This is a genomic window from Streptomyces speibonae (genome assembly GCF_984686075.1).
In genome coordinates this window covers 3,337,956-3,354,866 of the sequence record NZ_OZ480260.1, presented here as the reverse complement: position 1 = coordinate 3,354,866, position 16,911 = coordinate 3,337,956, and the positions used below count along the sequence as shown (strand labels likewise).

Annotated in this window: 15 protein-coding genes and 2 pseudogenes; 10 read left to right on the top strand and 7 right to left on the bottom strand. The window is 70.3% G+C overall.

The genetic code is table 11. The features are described from left to right. Positions 1-17 precede the first annotated feature (17 nt). The 3 genes from AC5L3C_RS14960 to AC5L3C_RS14950 all read right to left on the bottom strand — a co-directional run bounded on the left by AC5L3C_RS14960 (position 18) and on the right by AC5L3C_RS14950 (position 4,114). Positions 18-2,273: a hypothetical protein gene (locus AC5L3C_RS14960; RefSeq protein ID WP_493649413.1), complete on the bottom strand. Its 2,256-nt coding sequence runs from the start codon at positions 2,271-2,273 to the stop codon at positions 18-20. Beyond that, entirely contained in the window at positions 2,270-3,148 is an 879-nt protein-coding gene (locus tag AC5L3C_RS14955) for a hypothetical protein (RefSeq protein ID WP_493649412.1), read from the bottom strand. Before AC5L3C_RS14955 ends, AC5L3C_RS14960 begins: the two co-directional genes overlap by 4 nt. A gap of 237 nt (positions 3,149-3,385) precedes the next feature. Then, positions 3,386-4,114, bottom strand: coding sequence for a Crp/Fnr family transcriptional regulator (locus tag AC5L3C_RS14950; RefSeq protein ID WP_493649411.1), 729 nt, complete (start codon positions 4,112-4,114; stop codon positions 3,386-3,388). A 458-nt stretch (positions 4,115-4,572) separates the two neighbouring features. Here AC5L3C_RS14950 and rpsL point away from each other — a divergent pair, with 458 nt between their 5' ends. The 6 genes from rpsL to AC5L3C_RS14920 all read left to right on the top strand — a co-directional run bounded on the left by rpsL (position 4,573) and on the right by AC5L3C_RS14920 (position 10,301). Then, a complete protein-coding gene (gene rpsL, locus AC5L3C_RS14945) occupies positions 4,573-4,944 on the top strand; it encodes a 30S ribosomal protein S12 (protein ID WP_003948652.1) in 372 nt (123 codons plus the stop codon). 2 nt (positions 4,945-4,946) lie between these two features. After that, positions 4,947-5,417 (top strand): 30S ribosomal protein S7, encoded by a 471-nt coding sequence (rpsG, locus tag AC5L3C_RS14940; protein ID WP_003998848.1) that lies wholly within the window; start codon positions 4,947-4,949, stop codon positions 5,415-5,417. Positions 5,418-5,456: 39 nt separating this feature from the next. Beyond that, positions 5,457-7,583 (top strand): elongation factor G, encoded by a 2,127-nt coding sequence (gene fusA / locus AC5L3C_RS14935; RefSeq protein WP_493649410.1) that lies wholly within the window; start codon positions 5,457-5,459, stop codon positions 7,581-7,583. 170 nt (positions 7,584-7,753) lie between these two features. After that, entirely contained in the window at positions 7,754-8,947 is a 1,194-nt protein-coding gene (gene tuf / locus AC5L3C_RS14930; protein ID WP_493649409.1) for an elongation factor Tu, read from the top strand. 188 nt (positions 8,948-9,135) lie between these two features. Continuing rightward, positions 9,136-10,068, top strand: a complete 933-nt coding sequence (locus tag AC5L3C_RS14925; protein ID WP_493649408.1) for an RpnC/YadD family protein — start codon at positions 9,136-9,138, stop codon at positions 10,066-10,068. After that, a complete protein-coding gene (locus AC5L3C_RS14920; RefSeq protein WP_493649407.1) occupies positions 10,068-10,301 on the top strand; it encodes a hypothetical protein in 234 nt (77 codons plus the stop codon). Before AC5L3C_RS14925 ends, AC5L3C_RS14920 begins: the two co-directional genes overlap by 1 nt. Positions 10,302-10,307: 6 nt before the next feature. Here AC5L3C_RS14920 and AC5L3C_RS14915 read toward each other — a convergent pair whose 3' ends face one another. Then, positions 10,308-10,838 carry a hypothetical protein gene (locus AC5L3C_RS14915; RefSeq protein WP_493649406.1) on the bottom strand — a complete coding sequence of 177 codons (531 nt, stop codon included), beginning with the start codon at positions 10,836-10,838 and terminating at the stop codon, positions 10,308-10,310. An 802-nt stretch (positions 10,839-11,640) separates the two neighbouring features. Between AC5L3C_RS14915 and AC5L3C_RS14910 the strand changes: the two genes are divergently transcribed. Then, the gene (locus AC5L3C_RS14910; protein ID WP_493649405.1) at positions 11,641-11,883 is read left to right on the top strand and encodes a YcxB family protein; all 243 of its coding nucleotides are present in this window, start codon (positions 11,641-11,643) and stop codon (positions 11,881-11,883) included. A gap of 35 nt (positions 11,884-11,918) precedes the next feature. Here AC5L3C_RS14910 and AC5L3C_RS14905 read toward each other — a convergent pair. From AC5L3C_RS14905 to AC5L3C_RS14895, 3 genes and pseudogenes are all read right to left on the bottom strand, one after another. Continuing rightward, positions 11,919-12,411, bottom strand: a pseudogene (locus tag AC5L3C_RS14905) (trypsin-like serine protease); the annotation flags it as partial. Then, positions 12,401-12,808 (bottom strand): annotated as a pseudogene (locus tag AC5L3C_RS14900) (LysR family transcriptional regulator); the annotation flags it as partial. The pseudogenes AC5L3C_RS14905 and AC5L3C_RS14900, both read right to left, overlap by 11 nt. Positions 12,809-12,839: 31 nt before the next feature. After that, a complete protein-coding gene (locus tag AC5L3C_RS14895; RefSeq protein WP_493649404.1) occupies positions 12,840-13,430 on the bottom strand; it encodes a TetR/AcrR family transcriptional regulator in 591 nt (196 codons plus the stop codon). 163 nt (positions 13,431-13,593) lie between these two features. Here AC5L3C_RS14895 and AC5L3C_RS14890 point away from each other — a divergent pair, with 163 nt between their 5' ends. The 3 genes from AC5L3C_RS14890 to AC5L3C_RS14880 all read left to right on the top strand — a co-directional run bounded on the left by AC5L3C_RS14890 (position 13,594) and on the right by AC5L3C_RS14880 (position 16,834). Beyond that, complete coding sequence (locus AC5L3C_RS14890) at positions 13,594-14,610, top strand: aldo/keto reductase (RefSeq protein ID WP_493649403.1); 1,017 nt, start codon at positions 13,594-13,596, stop codon at positions 14,608-14,610. 19 nt (positions 14,611-14,629) lie between these two features. Continuing rightward, positions 14,630-15,514 carry an LLM class flavin-dependent oxidoreductase gene (locus AC5L3C_RS14885; RefSeq protein ID WP_493649402.1) on the top strand — a complete coding sequence of 295 codons (885 nt, stop codon included), beginning with the start codon at positions 14,630-14,632 and terminating at the stop codon, positions 15,512-15,514. A gap of 120 nt (positions 15,515-15,634) precedes the next feature. After that, the gene (locus tag AC5L3C_RS14880) at positions 15,635-16,834 is read left to right on the top strand and encodes an endo-1,4-beta-xylanase (RefSeq protein WP_493649401.1); all 1,200 of its coding nucleotides are present in this window, start codon (positions 15,635-15,637) and stop codon (positions 16,832-16,834) included. The last annotated feature ends 77 nt before the right edge of the window (positions 16,835-16,911 follow it).

The window sequence follows — 16,911 nt, the reverse complement described above, 5'->3', positions numbered from 1 at the left end:
CAGCGGGGTGGAAGCCGTCAGCGGGGTGGAAGCGTGCTCAGCAGCCGGGCGGCCACCTCCGGCGGGGGGTTGCCGTCCTCGCCGGACATGGTGCGCAGCAGATGGCTCAGCCGCTGGTACTCGGTCGGAGTGGTGACGAGCCTCGGCAGCAGCGCGGCGAGGGCCCATTCGGTGGTCGTGGCGCGGCTCGCGGCGAGCACCCAGGCGCGCAGCGATTCGAGCGCGAGCCCGGTGTACCCGGGGTCGCCGAGGGCTTCCCGCCACAGGCGCGCGATGCCCTCGGCCACGGTCCGGTCGCCCGCGGTGGCGGCGTCGGCGTACCACTGGAGGACCAGCGGGGTGCCGTACCGCTCGTCGCCCTCGGTCTGGCGGCAGGCGTTGACGAAGCCGCCGAGGGACAGGTCGCGCACGGCCCGTTCGTCGTCGAGGTGTCCGGTCAGGTCGTCGAGGACCTCGGAGGAGGCGGGGGAGAGCAGCAGCAGCTCCACGGCCTCGGCCAGTTCCCGCGCCATCTCCACGTCGAAGTCGTCCGGGTCGCCGAAGCGCTTGTACAGCTCGCGGGCGGCGGCGCGCAGCGCGGTGAGCGCCTGGCCCGGCCGCTCAGGGCCGATCAGCGCGTACGCCCGGACCGCCACCCAGCGCAGCCGGCGGTCCTCGGCCGCGGACCAGGCGTCGAGGATGCGCGGGACGTTGGGCGTGCCGATGTGGTGGGCCAGGGTGAGCGAGTTGACCGCGACGAGCCGGTGGCGGAACCGGTTCGAGATCGCCCACGGCTCGATGACCAGCGCCATGGCGGACGGCAGATCGGTGCGGGCGAGGACGGCGACGGTGGACGCGGCTCGGGTACGCACCAACGGGCGCCCGTCGTCGGCCAGTTGGCGGAGCCACTGGATCAGCGCGGGGCGCGCCGAGGGATGGCCCGTCCACACCTCGCGCAGCAGCACCAGCGAGGCCCGCTCGTCGTGGAACGCGGCCTTCGTCTGGGTGACCGGGCCCCACTCGGTGTTCTCCTCGCCCTCGGCGAGCCGGGCGCGGGCGAGCTGGAGGCGCTTGCCGATGTGGGTGCCGAAGACGGGGATCTCGGCGGCCAGGGACCGGTTCTGGGTCTGCTGGAGCAAGCCGTAGAGCAGGTCGCTGAGTTCGGCGGTGAGCGCGTAGGGGCCGTCGTCGAAGGCGGCGAGCGCGATGAGGAACGCCTTGTCCCGCAGGTGGACGGTGTCCTCGTCCTCCTCGAACCACTCGCGGACCTGGTTCTCCAGCGACACCAGCGAGAAGGAGGCGACCTCCTGCTCGGCGGCCTCGCCCGCGAAGTACCGGGCGAGGAGCTGGGCGAAGGCGGCGACCTCGCGCAGCTGGTGGCCGTGGCCGAGGAACTCCTTGACCGCCGGCAGGTCCAGCAGGCGCGGCACGGCGTCCTCGCCGGTGCGGACGCGCAGGTGCGCGGCGAGCACGTCCTCGTCGGCGGGCGGCCGCCACTCGACCGCGGACACGTCGTCCTCCAGGACGGCGGTGGGCCCGACGGTGATCACCGCGTACGCGTTCCGCTCGGCGAGCCGGTCGGCGGCGCCGAGCAGATGGGTCTCGCGCAGGGCGTTGCCGCGACGGGTCTCCAGGTCGCACAGCACGTAGCCGCGGGCGGTGTCCCGGCCGGTGCCCGCCCCGTCGCCGGTGTCGTCGCGTGCGGTGAACCGGTCGGCGAGGGAGCCGGGGCTCGTCTCGCGGTCGAGGGCGACCACGGGCTCGGCGCCGAGCCGGTGCAGCAGCATCAGGGCGGCCGTACGGCGGCCGGTGAAGCGGGCGCCGGACAGCACCAGGACGCGGTCGCGGCGCAGCCGGTCCACGAGGCCGTCGAAGGTGTCGCCGGCGGTGACGAAGGAGGCGGCGAGCCGCTCCAGGGTGGCGCGCGGGATCTCGCCCGAGGCGGACGCGGCGGTGGACAGGCCGGGGAACGACCAGTGGTGGACCGTCTTGCTGCCCATGACCACGTCGCCGGTGACCCGGCCGCCGGAGACGCCGTGCTGGTCGCCCTCGGTGTAGCCGCCGCCGAACCGGGAGTGCGTGCCGACCTTCATGGTGCGCGGGCTGTGGTCCAGCAGGTCGCGCCGGGCCGCCCACGCGTCCTGCGGCTGGTCGCGCTCCTCCGACTCCTCGGCGGAGCCGTCTCTCGGGGCCTCGTCGGGGGCGGGCTCGCCGGATGCGGGGCCGGACCCGGGGGCGGCGCCCGCGGTACCGCCGCCGGCCGGGCCCGCGGCCGGGGGCTCCTGCCCGCTCACGGCTGCTCACCCCGCTCCGTCTTGCTGCCCATGACGACGTCACCGGTGACCTGGCCGCCGGAGACGCCGTGCTGGTCGCCGGCGACGTAGCCGCCGCCGAAGCTCACCGTGCCGCCGCTGATGTTCAGGACCGGGCCCGGCGCCGGGGCTCCCCGATGTCCGGCCGGCGCCGGGCGGCTCTGGTGCGGACCCTCGTCCGGGGCGGACGGCGCCGGCGCCGGGCGGTCCCCCGAACCGCCCGGCGCCTCCCCCGCCCCCCGGTCACCGTGGTCCTGGGAATCCCCGCTCCGGTCGCCGGAATCGGCCGGTACGGGGCCGTGCAGCCACGCCGTCAGCGGGCCGTTCTTGCTGTCCACCGTCACGCGGTGGAAGTCCGCGGCCGGGACGCCGGGGTGGTCGTGCCGTACGACACCGAGGTACACGGAGTCCGAGACGCACAGCGCGAAGTCGTCGGCGCGTTCGCGCAGGGCGGCGCGGAGCAGACCGGCGTCCAGCAGCCGGCAGGCGTGGTTGAGGTCGGAGCCGACCCAGCCGTCGCGGGCGTCCACGGCCACGTATCCGCCGGCGACGACACCGCGCAGCCGGATCTGGGCGGAGCGGGACGCCATGCGGTTGACGGCGCGCAGCTGCTGCGGCACCTCGGTCAGCAGGGCCCGCAGCAGCGCCGTGACGGGGGCGTTGGCGTCGATCAGCTCCATCACGGAGTCCCCGCGGTCGGCCCGCATGCGCAGGGTCTCGTCGATGCCGGCGGTCTCCAGGGCGCGGTCGGTGACGTCGTAGAGCATGCGCCGCAGATACGCCTGTTCCACGTCGTCCCGGTCGCTGAACCTTTCGATGTCCAGCAACAGGATCGTGCGGCTCACGGGGTCGGTCATGATCGCCCTTCGAACGGGTGGGGGTGGCGGTGCAGGTCAGAAGAGTGGCGGGAGCGGGGGGTGGGGCGTGAGGGCGGATGACCCATTGGAAGTGTGTACGGGTACACAGAACGTGGCTGGGCCGGTGCCGTTCGCTGGGGCTGGGCGGGGGGTGTTCGCGCAGCCCGGCGTTGGCGGGGGCCTCCCCGACTGCCCGCAGCTGCGGCGGAACGGCTGTTCGCAGCCTGTTGCACGTGGTCATGCGATGCCGGATGTCGGCGGGTCGGTGGCGGCGATTCTTCGGAGGATGTGGGGGCGGAGGATCAGCAGGGTGCGGCGGCCGGTCGAGACGGCCTCCTTCTCGCGCAGTTCGCGCAGCAGGCGCTGGACCATCTCCCGCGACGCGCCGACCGAGCCCGCGAGTTCCTGCTTGCTCAGCGGGACGGCGAGCTCGATGCCCTCGTCGGTGCGGCGGCCGTGATTGCGGGCCAGATCCAGCAGCAGCACCGCGAAACGCTGGCGGACGCTCATCGAGGCGAACTCAAGGCGCCGCCGGTCCGCCGCCCGGGTGCGGTCCGCCGTGAGGCCGAGGAGGGCGAAGGAGACCGCGGGGGAGTGGTTCAGGAAGTCCCGGAAGCGTCCGTGCTCCACGGCCACCGCCCGCACCGGCTCCAGCGCGGTCACCGTCGCCGAACGGGGGCGCCCGGTCAGCGCCGCCGACTCGCCGACGACGTCGCCGGCGCCGCGCAGGGCGAGCAGCGCCTCGTAGCCGTTGGCCGCCGCGGCCGTGACCTTCGTCCAGCCCTGTACCAGGAACAGGACGTGCGAGGAGGGCTCGCGCTGGTGCAGCAGGACGACCCGGGGAGCGAAGCGCAGCTCGCGGCCGAGCGCGAGCAGTGCGGTCCGCTCCTGGCTCTCCAGGCGGGCCAGGAACGGCACCCGGTCCTCCAGACCAACGTCGTCCGGTCCGTGCGACGCCGATGTCATCAGGATGAACCCCCCGTTCGTCTGCGGCGGACGGATCAAAGTACTGACGGCCGGGCGTGTAAAGGGCGCGATTCGGCCAACATGGGATATCGGACACCGATCGGCCGTGGACCGACAAGGGCGTCTGCCGCGGAGTGGCTACGGACGGCGAGGGGGTCCGTACGGAGGGATGCGGAGAACCCGCTGGGCGAAACAGGAGAAGTCCGGCGTGTCGGGCCGCGCTCCATTTGTTTTGACCGGAGTCCGTGAGCTGGGTACGCTCAGACCTTGTGCCTGGGGTGTGCCCTGGCCTTCGTGCGTGCCATCACACCGCACCGGAGGCTGTGAAACGGCCACCGCAATTCAGCGCCCCCTTCTGCCTTGCGGTGGGAGTCCGCCGGATTCGACACACCCGACCGCGTGGGTCGGCGTTGTTCCAGGTTAGCTGTACCCATCGGCACACAGAAACCGGAGAAGTAGTGCCTACGATCCAGCAGCTGGTCCGCAAGGGCCGGCAGGACAAGGTCGAGAAGAACAAGACGCCCGCACTCGAGGGTTCCCCTCAGCGTCGCGGCGTCTGCACGCGTGTGTTCACGACCACCCCGAAGAAGCCGAACTCGGCCCTGCGTAAGGTCGCGCGTGTGCGTCTGACCAGCGGGATCGAGGTCACCGCCTACATTCCGGGTGAGGGACACAACCTGCAGGAGCACTCCATCGTGCTCGTGCGCGGCGGCCGTGTGAAGGACCTGCCGGGTGTTCGCTACAAGATCATCCGTGGCTCGCTCGACACCCAGGGTGTCAAGAACCGCAAGCAGGCTCGCAGCCGTTACGGCGCCAAGAAGGAGAAGTAAGAATGCCTCGTAAGGGCCCCGCCCCGAAGCGCCCGGTCATCATCGACCCGGTCTACGGTTCTCCTCTGGTGACCTCCCTCATCAACAAGGTGCTGCTGAACGGCAAGCGCTCCACCGCCGAGCGCATCGTCTACGGCGCCATGGAGGGCCTGCGCGAGAAGACCGGCAACGACCCGGTCATCACGCTGAAGCGCGCTCTCGAGAACATCAAGCCGACCCTCGAGGTCAAGTCCCGCCGTGTCGGTGGCGCCACCTACCAGGTCCCGGTCGAGGTCAAGCCCGGCCGTGCCAACACCCTGGCGCTGCGCTGGCTGGTCGGCTACTCCCGCGCCCGTCGCGAGAAGACCATGACCGAGCGTCTGCTCAACGAGCTCCTCGACGCCAGCAACGGCCTCGGTGCCGCTGTGAAGAAGCGCGAGGACACGCACAAGATGGCCGAGTCCAACAAGGCCTTCGCGCACTACCGCTGGTAGTCGCAGTCCACATCGAGACCGAGAGAAGACTGAAGCCTTATGGCTACCACTTCGCTTGACCTGGCCAAGGTCCGCAACATCGGGATCATGGCCCACATCGACGCGGGCAAGACGACCACCACCGAGCGGATCCTGTTCTACACCGGCGTTTCGTACAAGATCGGTGAGGTCCACGACGGCGCTGCCACCATGGACTGGATGGAGCAGGAGCAGGAGCGTGGCATCACGATCACCTCTGCTGCCACCACCTGCCACTGGCCGCTGGAAGACGTCGACCACACCATCAACATCATCGACACGCCGGGCCACGTCGACTTCACCGTCGAGGTGGAGCGTTCCCTGCGCGTTCTCGACGGTGCCGTGACGGTGTTCGACGGCGTCGCCGGCGTCGAGCCCCAGTCCGAGACGGTGTGGCGTCAGGCGGACCGCTACGGCGTTCCGCGTATCTGCTTCGTCAACAAGCTCGACCGCACCGGTGCCGAGTTCCACCGCTGCGTCGACATGATCAGCGACCGCCTCGGTGCGCAGCCGCTGGTCATGCAGCTGCCGATCGGTGCCGAGGCCGACTTCAAGGGCGTCGTCGACCTGGTGACGATGAAGGCCTTCGTGTGGTCCGCCGAGGCGGCCAAGGGCGAGATGTACGACGTCGTCGACATCCCGGCCACGCACACCGAGGCCGCCGAGGAGTACCGCGGCAAGCTGCTCGAGGCCGTCGCCGAGAACGACGAAGAGCTGATGGAGCTGTACCTGGAGGGCACCGAGCCCACCGTGGAGCAGCTGTACGCGGCGATCCGCCGTATCACCATCGCCTCCGGCAAGAGCGACGCGACCACCGTCACCCCCGTCTTCTGCGGCACCGCGTTCAAGAACAAGGGCGTGCAGCCCCTGCTCGACGCGGTCGTGCGCTACCTGCCCTCCCCGCTCGACGTCGAGGCCATCGAGGGCCACGACCCGAAGGACGCGGAGCAGGTCGTCGCGCGCAAGCCGTCGGAGGAGGAGCCCCTCGCCGCGCTGGCGTTCAAGATCATGAGCGACCCGCACCTCGGCAAGCTCACCTTCGTCCGCGTGTACTCCGGCCGCCTCACGTCCGGCACCCAGGTGCTGAACTCCGTGAAGGGCAAGAAGGAGCGCATCGGCAAGATCTACCGCATGCACGCCAACAAGCGTGAGGAGATCGAGTCGGTGGGCGCCGGTGACATCGTCGCCGTCATGGGTCTGAAGCAGACCACCACCGGTGAGACGCTGTCCGACGACAAGCAGCCGGTGATCCTGGAGTCCATGGACTTCCCGGCGCCGGTCATCCAGGTCGCCATCGAGCCCAAGTCGAAGGGCGACCAGGAGAAGCTCGGCGTCGCGATCCAGCGCCTGGCCGAGGAGGACCCCTCCTTCCAGGTCCACTCGGACGAGGAGACCGGCCAGACCATCATCGGCGGTATGGGCGAGCTGCACCTCGAGGTGCTGGTCGACCGCATGCGCCGTGAGTTCAAGGTCGAGGCCAACGTCGGCAAGCCGCAGGTCGCCTACCGCGAGACGATCCGCAAGACCGTCGAGCGCGTGGACTACACCCACAAGAAGCAGACCGGTGGTACCGGTCAGTTCGCCAAGGTGCAGATCGCGATCGAGCCGATCGAGGGCGGCGACGCCTCGTACGAGTTCGTGAACAAGGTGACCGGTGGCCGTATCCCGAAGGAGTACATCCCTTCGGTGGACGCCGGTGCCCAGGAGGCCATGCAGTTCGGCATCCTGGCCGGCTACGAGATGACGGGCGTCCGCGTCACGCTCATCGACGGCGGCTACCACGAGGTCGACTCCTCCGAGCTCGCGTTCAAGATCGCCGGTTCGCAGGCCTTCAAGGAGGCCGCGCGCAAGGCTTCGCCCGTGCTCCTGGAGCCGATGATGGCCGTCGAGGTCACCACGCCCGAGGACTACATGGGTGAGGTCATCGGTGACATCAACTCCCGCCGTGGCCACATCCAGGCCATGGAGGAGCGGGCGGGTGCCCGCGTCGTGAAGGGTCTCGTGCCCCTCTCGGAGATGTTCGGCTACGTCGGCGACCTGCGCAGCAAGACGTCCGGCCGGGCCAGCTACTCCATGCAGTTCGACTCCTACGCCGAGGTTCCGCGGAACGTCGCCGAGGAGATCATCGCGAAGGCCAAGGGCGAGTGAGGGACTCCGTTTAACGGACTCCGTTCTCACGCTTTAGGCTTGACCCCGGAGCCTGCAAGCGGACATTCCGTCGCCAACCCGGCGGAATGCCCCGGGCCCGGGTTTCCCAGCAAAGATCACCTGGCGCCGATGAAGTAAGGCGTACAGAACCACTCCACAGGAGGACCCCAGTGGCGAAGGCGAAGTTCGAGCGGACTAAGCCGCACGTCAACATCGGCACCATCGGTCACATCGACCACGGTAAGACGACCCTCACGGCCGCCATTACCAAGGTGCTGCACGACGCGTACCCGGACCTGAACGAGGCCTCGGCCTTCGACCAGATCGACAAGGCTCCCGAAGAGCGCCAGCGCGGTATCACCATCTCCATCGCGCACGTCGAGTACCAGACCGAAGCGCGTCACTACGCCCACGTCGACTGCCCCGGTCACGCGGACTACATCAAGAACATGATCACCGGTGCCGCCCAGATGGACGGCGCGATCCTGGTGGTCGCCGCCACGGACGGCCCGATGCCGCAGACCAAGGAGCACGTGCTCCTGGCTCGCCAGGTCGGCGTTCCGTACATCGTCGTCGCCCTGAACAAGGCCGACATGGTGGACGACGAGGAGATCCTGGAGCTCGTCGAGCTCGAGGTCCGTGAGCTCCTCTCCGAGTACGAGTTCCCGGGTGACGACGTCCCGGTCATCAAGGTCTCCGCTCTGAAGGCCCTCGAGGGCGACAAGGAGTGGGGCAACTCGGTCCTCGAGCTGATGAAGGCCGTGGACGAGGCCATCCCGGAGCCCGAGCGTGACGTCGACAAGCCGTTCCTGATGCCGATCGAGGACGTCTTCACCATCACCGGTCGCGGTACGGTCGTCACCGGCCGCATCGAGCGTGGTGTCCTCAAGGTCAACGAGACCGTCGACATCATCGGCATCAAGCCGGAGAAGACCTCCACCACGGTCACCGGCATCGAGATGTTCCGCAAGCTGCTCGACGAGGGCCAGGCCGGTGAGAACGTCGGTCTGCTGCTCCGCGGCATCAAGCGCGAGGACGTCGAGCGCGGCCAGGTCATCATCAAGCCGGGCTCGGTCACCCCGCACACCGAGTTCGAGGCCCAGGCCTACATCCTGTCGAAGGACGAGGGTGGCCGCCACACCCCGTTCTTCAACAACTACCGCCCGCAGTTCTACTTCCGTACGACGGACGTGACCGGCGTCGTGACCCTCCCCGAGGGCACCGAGATGGTCATGCCGGGTGACAACACCGAGATGAAGGTGGAGCTCATCCAGCCCGTCGCCATGGAGGAGGGCCTGAAGTTCGCCATCCGTGAGGGTGGCCGGACCGTGGGCGCCGGCCAGGTCACCAAGATCAACAAGTGAGCTTGCTGACTTGACCTGGTAGCTCCTCCCGCGAGCACCGGAGAGGGCCCGCACGACGTCGGTCGTGCGGGCCCTCTCGCCTGTTCAGTGCCGTGCGTCGTCAATGCGACGTTGAGGCCTTCACTCGATCGCGCGAAGAACACCGAATATGCGCCTGGCGTATGCCAAGCCACCCTTACGTTCGCCTCATGGTCAGCTCATCCCATGAGGCCCTGCATCGGATCTTCCAGGAGGTCCCGGACCTCTTCGCCCGCGTCGCCAGACCTCTCGGCGCCGCGTTCCCCCCACCCCTTTCCTCCGCCGTGCTCTCCACCGACCTCACGGAGACCCGGCCGCTGGAGCGCAGGGTGGACACCCTGCTGAAAATGGACACCGAGGACGGCAGTTACCTCCTCGCGGTCGAGTCACAGAGCAAGCCGGAACCGCGCAAGCCCGCGAGCTGGGCGTATTACCTCTCGTACGTGTACGCCAAGTACGGCATCCCGCCGGTTCTCCTCGTCGTCTGCCCCGACCGGGGTACGGCCGCGTGGGCAGCACGGCAGTTCGACATCGGCCCACCGCAGTGGCCCTCGCTCAGCCTGTGCCCCCTGGTCCTGGGACCCGACGACGTCCCGGTGATCGACAGCCCCGTCGAGGCCGCCCGCGACATCCCGCTCACGGTTCTGTCGGCGGCGTTGCACAGCCGGGATCCGGAGGCCGATGCGATACTGGCCGCACTGGCAAAGGCACTCAAAGGCCTGTCGGCCGACGACGAGAACACCGCAGTCTTCATCGAACTCACGGAACAAGGCCTCGGCAAGACGCCGGCCGCGGACCTCTGGAGGCACCTCATGGCCGTCGACCTCTCGTTCTTCCAGTCCCAGACCGCCCAGCAGCTCCGCGCGGAGGGGCAGTCGAAAGGCCAGGCGGAGGGCCGGGCGGAGGGCCGGGCGGAGGGCCGGGCGGAGGACCTTCTCCTTCTGTTGGGGCATCGGGGTGTCGAGGTTTCGGATCGGGACCGGGAGCGCATTGTCGGTTGTGGTGATCCCGATGTGCTGGGCCTCTGGTTCAGAAGGGCTCTGACGGCCGAGTCGATGGCGGAGGTCTTCGCGGCCGATGGACAGGCCAGGGCCCAGGACTGATGGACCTTTCCCTGTTCCAGTCACAGACGGCCCAGCGGCTTAGAGCCGAAGGCCGGGCTCAGGGCCGGGCACAGGGCCTTCTGTGCCTGCTGAGTCATCGAGGTGTCGAGCTCACCGAGGAAGACCGGGAGCGCATCGTCGGTTGTGGTGATCCCGACGTGCTGGGTCTGTGGTTCAGCAAGGCTCTCACGGCGACATCGGCGGCCGAGGTCTTCGAGGGCGAGCCGGCCTGACCCGGGTCAGTGCGGCAGGGCGATGCCGAAGGCATCGCCGTTGCTGCCTGCCGGGAAGCCCAGGTCGGCCTCGGCGAGAGCCTTGGCCGACTCCATGGCGCCGAGCCTGACCTTGAGGATCGTGACGCTGCCCGCCGCGTTGCCCGGGGCGCCGACCAGCGGTTCCACACGGCCGTTGCCGTCGGTGTCCAGGGCACCGACGGTCCAGCCGAAGTGGTCGGCCTCGGCGACCGTGCCCGGTACGCCGTCCGTGTCCTGGTCGATCCACAGCGCACCCTTGGTCGTGATGCCGCCGGTCGGGTTGCCGAAGAGGATCATCGAGGCGCCCGCGCCCTTCACCGAGCCGATCGCCTCGCTGCGCATACCGACCACCAGGTCGTCCACGCCGTCCCCGTCGAAGTCTCCGGCGGCCTCTCCGCGGTTTTCCCTGGACGATTTCCTTTCGGTGCACCTTCCGGAGCCGGGCGGCGAGCGTTTCTTCACGGCCGGCGTTCGCGAAACACTTGAAGAGCTGGCGGACCTGCGTGATTCGGGCATGTCGCATGGACATGCGCCCCATCCCGAGCCGGGTGGGCTGCTTCCCTGGGGGGATTCGGCGGAGGGCGATACGTTCCACTGGCGTACGACCGGTGGACATCCTGATTCCTGGACGATTCTGGTCAGCGGGCACAATCATGACAAATGATGACTGGTGCCCGTATCAGGGGACCATTACGGAGTACCTGGCGGGGTTGTTGAGCGGGACGGTTTCTCCTGACGGACTACCGCCGGACTTTCCGCGTGATGTGCCGACGCTCGACTTCGACTGATCGGGGGCAGCTGTGCGACAAGTGGTGGAGAACACCAGCGAGTGGCAGGGTCAGGCACCGGCGAGCCTGACGTGCCAGTTCGGCGAGGAACCGGACCGCGCCTCCCTGGTAGCGCCAGGGGTGCAGCCGGGCGAAAGCACAGGGCCCGGGAGAAGCGGCGGATCACCGTCGACGGGTCCGGTGTAGTGCGTCGAGACGGGAGCCGTCGCTGATGGCCGCCGATGCTGAACGGGACGTCCCGGTTCAGGCGGTGGAGCTGGAGTTCCGGGTGAACCGGACCGAACTGGCCGAGGCGCTGTGCGCGCGGTCGGGCCGGACGGGTTCCCGTATGGCCCGGCGTGTCCCCGTCCTGCTCGGGGCGACCCTGCTCCTGGCCGGCGCCGTCGCCCTGCCGTGGCCGATGCGAGGGCTCGCGTTCCTTGTGCCGGTGCCGTTCGGGGTGCTGTTGGGGTCCCTCTTCGACGAGTGGCGGCTGCGTCGCCGCGTGGCCGCGCTGGACCGGTGGGCGCGGAGTCCACGGGCGGTACGCCGTGCGGCTGGACGACATCGGCGTCCACAGCCGCACGGCCGTCTCCTCCGGGACCCTCCGGTGGGCCGCCTTCACGCGCTGCCAGGAGACCGGGAACCTGTTCGTGCTGTGGGTCGACGACACGGTGGCCGGCATGTGCGTGCTGCCCAAGCGCGGGGTGGGGCCTGACGGAGACGTCGAGCGGCTGAGGGAGTTGGTTCACCGTCATGTGCGGGGGCACGCGCACCGGTCAGCGGTGGATTGATGCGCCTGCCCCCTGGTGAGGCGGTCGGTCAGGGTTCACGCGCGCTGCCACAGTGCCGGGACCTTCGGGGCTCCTGGCCGGTCTGGGCCTGGTGGCCCCGGAGGCAGCGGTAGGCGGCGCCGCCGCAGGTGTTCGTGTCGCCCGGCTGGTGGACGGTGCCCGCGGACCACGTGCCGGCGGGCTCCTCCTCCCCGGGCGGCTCCTCGTCGTCGCCGGTCGTCTTCGGGGTGAGGCCGTAGTTCTGGAGCAGCGGGTTGATCGGCTGGAAGAAGGCCGTGCCGCCGCTGCGGCGGTCGCCCGAGCCGCCCGAGGTGACGCCCTGCGCCTGGCTGCCGGAGAAGCCGAGCCGCCTGAGTCACCCGGCTCGGCGCACACCGTCGTCCGGGTCACGCCGCTGATGGTGCCCTCGGGGTAGGTCACGCTGGTGTTCAGCACCTCGATGGTGCCGCAGTGCCGGCCGGTGGTGGAGCCGGAGCGGCGGACCGAGGCGCCGACCGGGGCCTGGACGGAGCCGGTGACCTGGACGTTCCGGCTCCGACCGGGAGGCGCAGGTGGTCACCGGGGCGTCGGGCGTCACGTCCGCCGGACGGTCCACCACGGCGCTGAGCAGGGGGCCGTGGGTGCCGCCCGGACGGAAGGACGCCGTCGCGCGGGAGGAGCGGGCGGACCGGGCGGCCCCCTGCCGCCACTCGGTCACCGCGGGCAGCATGATCCGGCTGCGTTCCAGCACCGGTTCGCCCGGCGCGGTGGCCCGCACGCCGTGCCGGCCGCGCTCGAACAGCGCGCCGCCCAGGGCACGTTCGATGCGCTTGAGCTGGGCGCTCAGCGCGGGCTGCGCGAGCCCCGGGTCGGTCGCCGCCTGGGTGAGGCTGCCCGCGTCCGCGATCGCCCGGATCGTCTTCAGATGCCGCAACTCCGGCTCCATGAGGGGAGCTTGCGGCGTGGCGAGGCGGTCGTCAGCGTGGGACGCGCAGGCCGTCGACGAGGATGCCGGCCAGGCGGCGGGCGTCGTAGTCGGGGTCGGTCTCCGCGCCGATGCACAGGTTGCCGACGCCCCGCATGAGGGTGAGGGCGTCGACGTCGGCGCGGATCTCGCCGGCGGTGATCGCGGAGTCGAGGAGTTCGGCGCAGACGGGCACGAGGCGGTCGAGGAAGTAGGTGTGCAGCGCCTCGAAGCCGGACTGGTCGGAGCGCAGGACGGCGGCGAGGCCGTGCTTGGTGACCAGGAAGTCGACGAACAGGTCGATCCACTGCCGCAGGGCGGCGTGCGGGGTCGCGGCGTCGGCCAGGAGGGCCGGACCGGCCTCCGCGCAGGCCTCCACCTGGTGCCGGTAGACGGCGATGATCAGGTCCGCCCGGGTCGGGAAGTGGCGGTAGAGGGTGCCAAGACCGACCCCGGCCCGGGAGGCGATGTCCCGCACCGGCGCGTCCACGCCCGACGCGACGAACGCCTCGGCGGCCGCCTCGAGCAGCGTCTCCTTGTTGCGCCGGGCGTCCTTCCGCCGGGACGGGACGGCGGGCCCGTTGCCCTCGTCGCTCTGGTTCACCGCGTCGTTCCTCCACCTCTTGTGCGCACTCCGCATGGTCTCACGCAGGCCCGCGCACCCCGGGCTTGCGAAGCGGAACAGTGTTCCGTATCGTCGTGGCGTACCGGAACGATGTTCCGGTTCCTGCCTCTCCCCTTCCCCTTCCACGACGAGGAGACACGTCATGCAGTACCGCACCCTCGGCCGGACCGGCGTGCAGGTCAGCTCCCTCGCGCTCGGCGCGATGAACTTCGGCGCCATCGGCAACACCACCCAGGAGGAGGCCACGGCCCTCGTCGACGCGGCCCTGGAGGCCGGCGTCAACCTCATCGACACCGCGGACTGGTACAGCGAGGGCCAGTCGGAGGAGATGGTCGGCAAGGCCATCGCCGGCCGCCGCGACGACATCGTGCTGGCCACGAAGGCCACCATGCCGATGGGTGGACGCAACCGTCAGGGCGGCTCCCGCCGCTGGCTGTTCACCGCGCTGGACGACAGCCTGCGCCGGCTCGGCGTCGACCACGTCGACCTCTACCAGATGCACCGCTGGGACCCGGCCACCAGCGACGAGGAGACCCTCTCGGCCCTGACGGACCTTCAGCGCGCCGGCAAGATCCGCTACTTCGGCTCCTCCACCTTCCCCGCGCACCGCATCGTGCAGGCCCAGTGGACCGCCCGTGAGCTGCGGCTGAGCCGCTACGTCACCGAGCAGCCCAGCTACTCGGTCCTGCAGCGCGGCATCGAGGCGCACGTCCTGCCCGTGACGCAGGAGTACGGGCTCGGCGTGCTGGTGTGGAGCCCGCTGGCCTCGGGCTGGCTGTCGGGCGCGGTGCGCAGGGGCCGTGACGTCACCACCCACCGCTCGACGGTCATGCCGGAGCGGTTCGACCCCTCGCTCCGCGCCAACCAGGACCGGTTCGAAGCCGTCGAGGCGCTGGCCACGGTCGCCGACGAGGCCGGCCTGACGATGATCCAGCTGGCGCTCGGCTTCGTGACCGCGCACCCGGGCGTGACCAGCGCGCTGATCGGCCCGCGCACCATGGACCACCTGCGTTCGCAGCTCGCCGCCGCGGACACCGTGCTCTCCGCCGACGTCCTGGACGCGATCGACAAGATCGTCGCCCCCGGCGTCGACCTGGCCGCGCACGAGAAGTTCGACGCACCGCCCGCGCTGCTCGACGCGTCCCTGCGCCGGCGCTGACCTCAGGAGGTACCGGCCCATGTCCAGCGCACCCGCACCGCGGTTCGGCATCATGACCGCCCCCACGCAGGTCGCCTACGACGACGTCCTACGCGTCTGGCGCGAGGCGGACACCGTCCCGGAGATCGAGCACGCCTGGCTGTTCGACCACCTCATGCCCATCTTCGGCGACCCGCAGGGCCCGACGTACGAGGGGTGGACGCTGCTCGCGGCCCTCGCGGCGCAGACCCGTCGGCTGCGCCTGGGCGTGATGGTGACCAGCAACCGGTTCCGGCCGCCGGCGCTGCTCGCCAAGATCGCGACGACCGTCGACATCGTCTCCGGCGGACGGCTCGACTTCGGCATCGGCGTCGGCTCCCGCCCGCACCCGCCCCAGGCGTGGCGCGAGTACCCGGCGCACGGTCTGCCCTTCCAGCCCCCGGCGCAGGCGGTGGAGAGCCTCGCCGAGGCCTGCACGGTGATCCGGCGGCTGTGGACCGAGAAGGAACCCTTCGACTTCCACGGCACGCACCACCGGCTGACCGGGGCGTTCGGCAGCCCGAAGCCCGTGCAGCGGCCCCACCCGCCGATCCTCGTCGGCGGCCGCTCCGCGGCGACGCTGCGCGTGGTCGCCGAGCACGCGGACCTGTGGAACATCCCCGGCGGCGACATCGACGACGCGGTCCGCCGCAGCGCCCTGCTGGACCGCTACTGCGCGGAGATCGGCCGCGACCCGGCCTCGATCGTCCGCTCGGTCCATCTGTCCGTCGATTACGACCGTCCGGGCACCACGCGGGAGGCGATCGGCGAGGCGGTCGCCGCGGGTTTCGGACACATCGTCCTGGGGCTGGGCGCGCCGTACCCGGACGGCGTCGCGCGGTGGGTCGCCGAGGAACTCGTCGCTCCGTTCCGCGACCGGCGGTAACGGTCGCGCGCAAGGGTATTGACGCGCCGCTCGGGCGCGCCATAACGTCCGCCCCATCCCTAATGTTTCGGAGTCGATTTCGAAACATTCGAGAACGACGATGGGAATGAGACTCCCCGCATGAGATCCATTCGTTTCGCCACCGTGGCCGTCGCCACCGCCGCCCTGACCCTGCCGCTGACCGCGGGCACCGCCACCGCCCGCCCCTCGGAGGGCCCGAAGCCCCCGCCGCACTCCCACGCCAAGTTCGACCGGCTGCGCGCCGCCGCCCCCGAGGGCTTCGTGGTGGGCACCGCCGTGGCCGGCGGCGGCCACCACCTGGAGCAGGACTACCCCGACCCCTTCACGTACGACCGGGAGTACCGGAAGATCCTGGGGCGCCAGTTCAGCTCGGTCTCCCCCGAGAACCAGATGAAGTGGGAGTTCATCCACCCCGAGCGGGACCGCTACGACTTCGGACAGGCCGACGCCATCGTCGAGTTCGCCAAGCGCAACAAGCAGGTCGTGCGCGGCCACACCCTGCTGTGGCACAGCCAGAACCCGGCGTGGCTGGAGGAGGGCGACTTCTCCAAGGAGGAGCTGCGCACCATCCTGCGCGAGCACATCACCACGGTCGTCGGCCGCTACGCCGGCAAGATCCAGCAGTGGGACGTCGCCAACGAGATCTTCGACGACCAGGGCAACCTGCGGACCCAGGACAACATCTGGATCCGCGAACTCGGCCCGGGCATCGTCGCCGACGCCTTCCGCTGGGCCCACGAGGCCGACCCGAAGGCGAAGCTGTTCTTCAACGACTACAACGTCGAGAGCGTCAACGCCAAGAGCGACGCCTACTACGCCCTCGTCCAGGACCTGCTCGCCCAGGGCGTGCCCGTGGACGGCTTCTCCGTGCAGGGGCACCTGAGCACCCGTTACGGCTTCCCGGGCGACCTGGCGGACAACCTGCGCCGGTTCGACGCGCTCGGCCTGGAGACCGCCATCACCGAGCTGGACGTCCGCATGGACCTGCCGGAGAGCGGTGTGCCCACCAAGGAGCAGGAGCGGCAGCAGGCCGACTACTACCAGCGGATGCTCGAGGCCTGCCTGGACGTCGACGGCTGCAACTCGTTCACCATCTGGGGCTTCACCGACAAGTACTCCTGGGTGCCGGTGTTCTTCGAGGGCGAGGGCTCCGCCACCGTCATGACCGGCGACTTCAAGCGCAAGCCCGCCTTCTACGCCCTGCGGGACACGCTGAACGAGGCGGCCCGGGAGGACGACTGCCACGGGCACGGCAAGCACCACGGGCCCGGGAAGCACCACCGGCACGGGAAGGGCTGAGACCGCCCGCTCCCGCGAACGCCCCCGGACCGGTGGTCGGCTCCCGGTCCGGGGGACCTCCACGCGCGGGCGGGCCG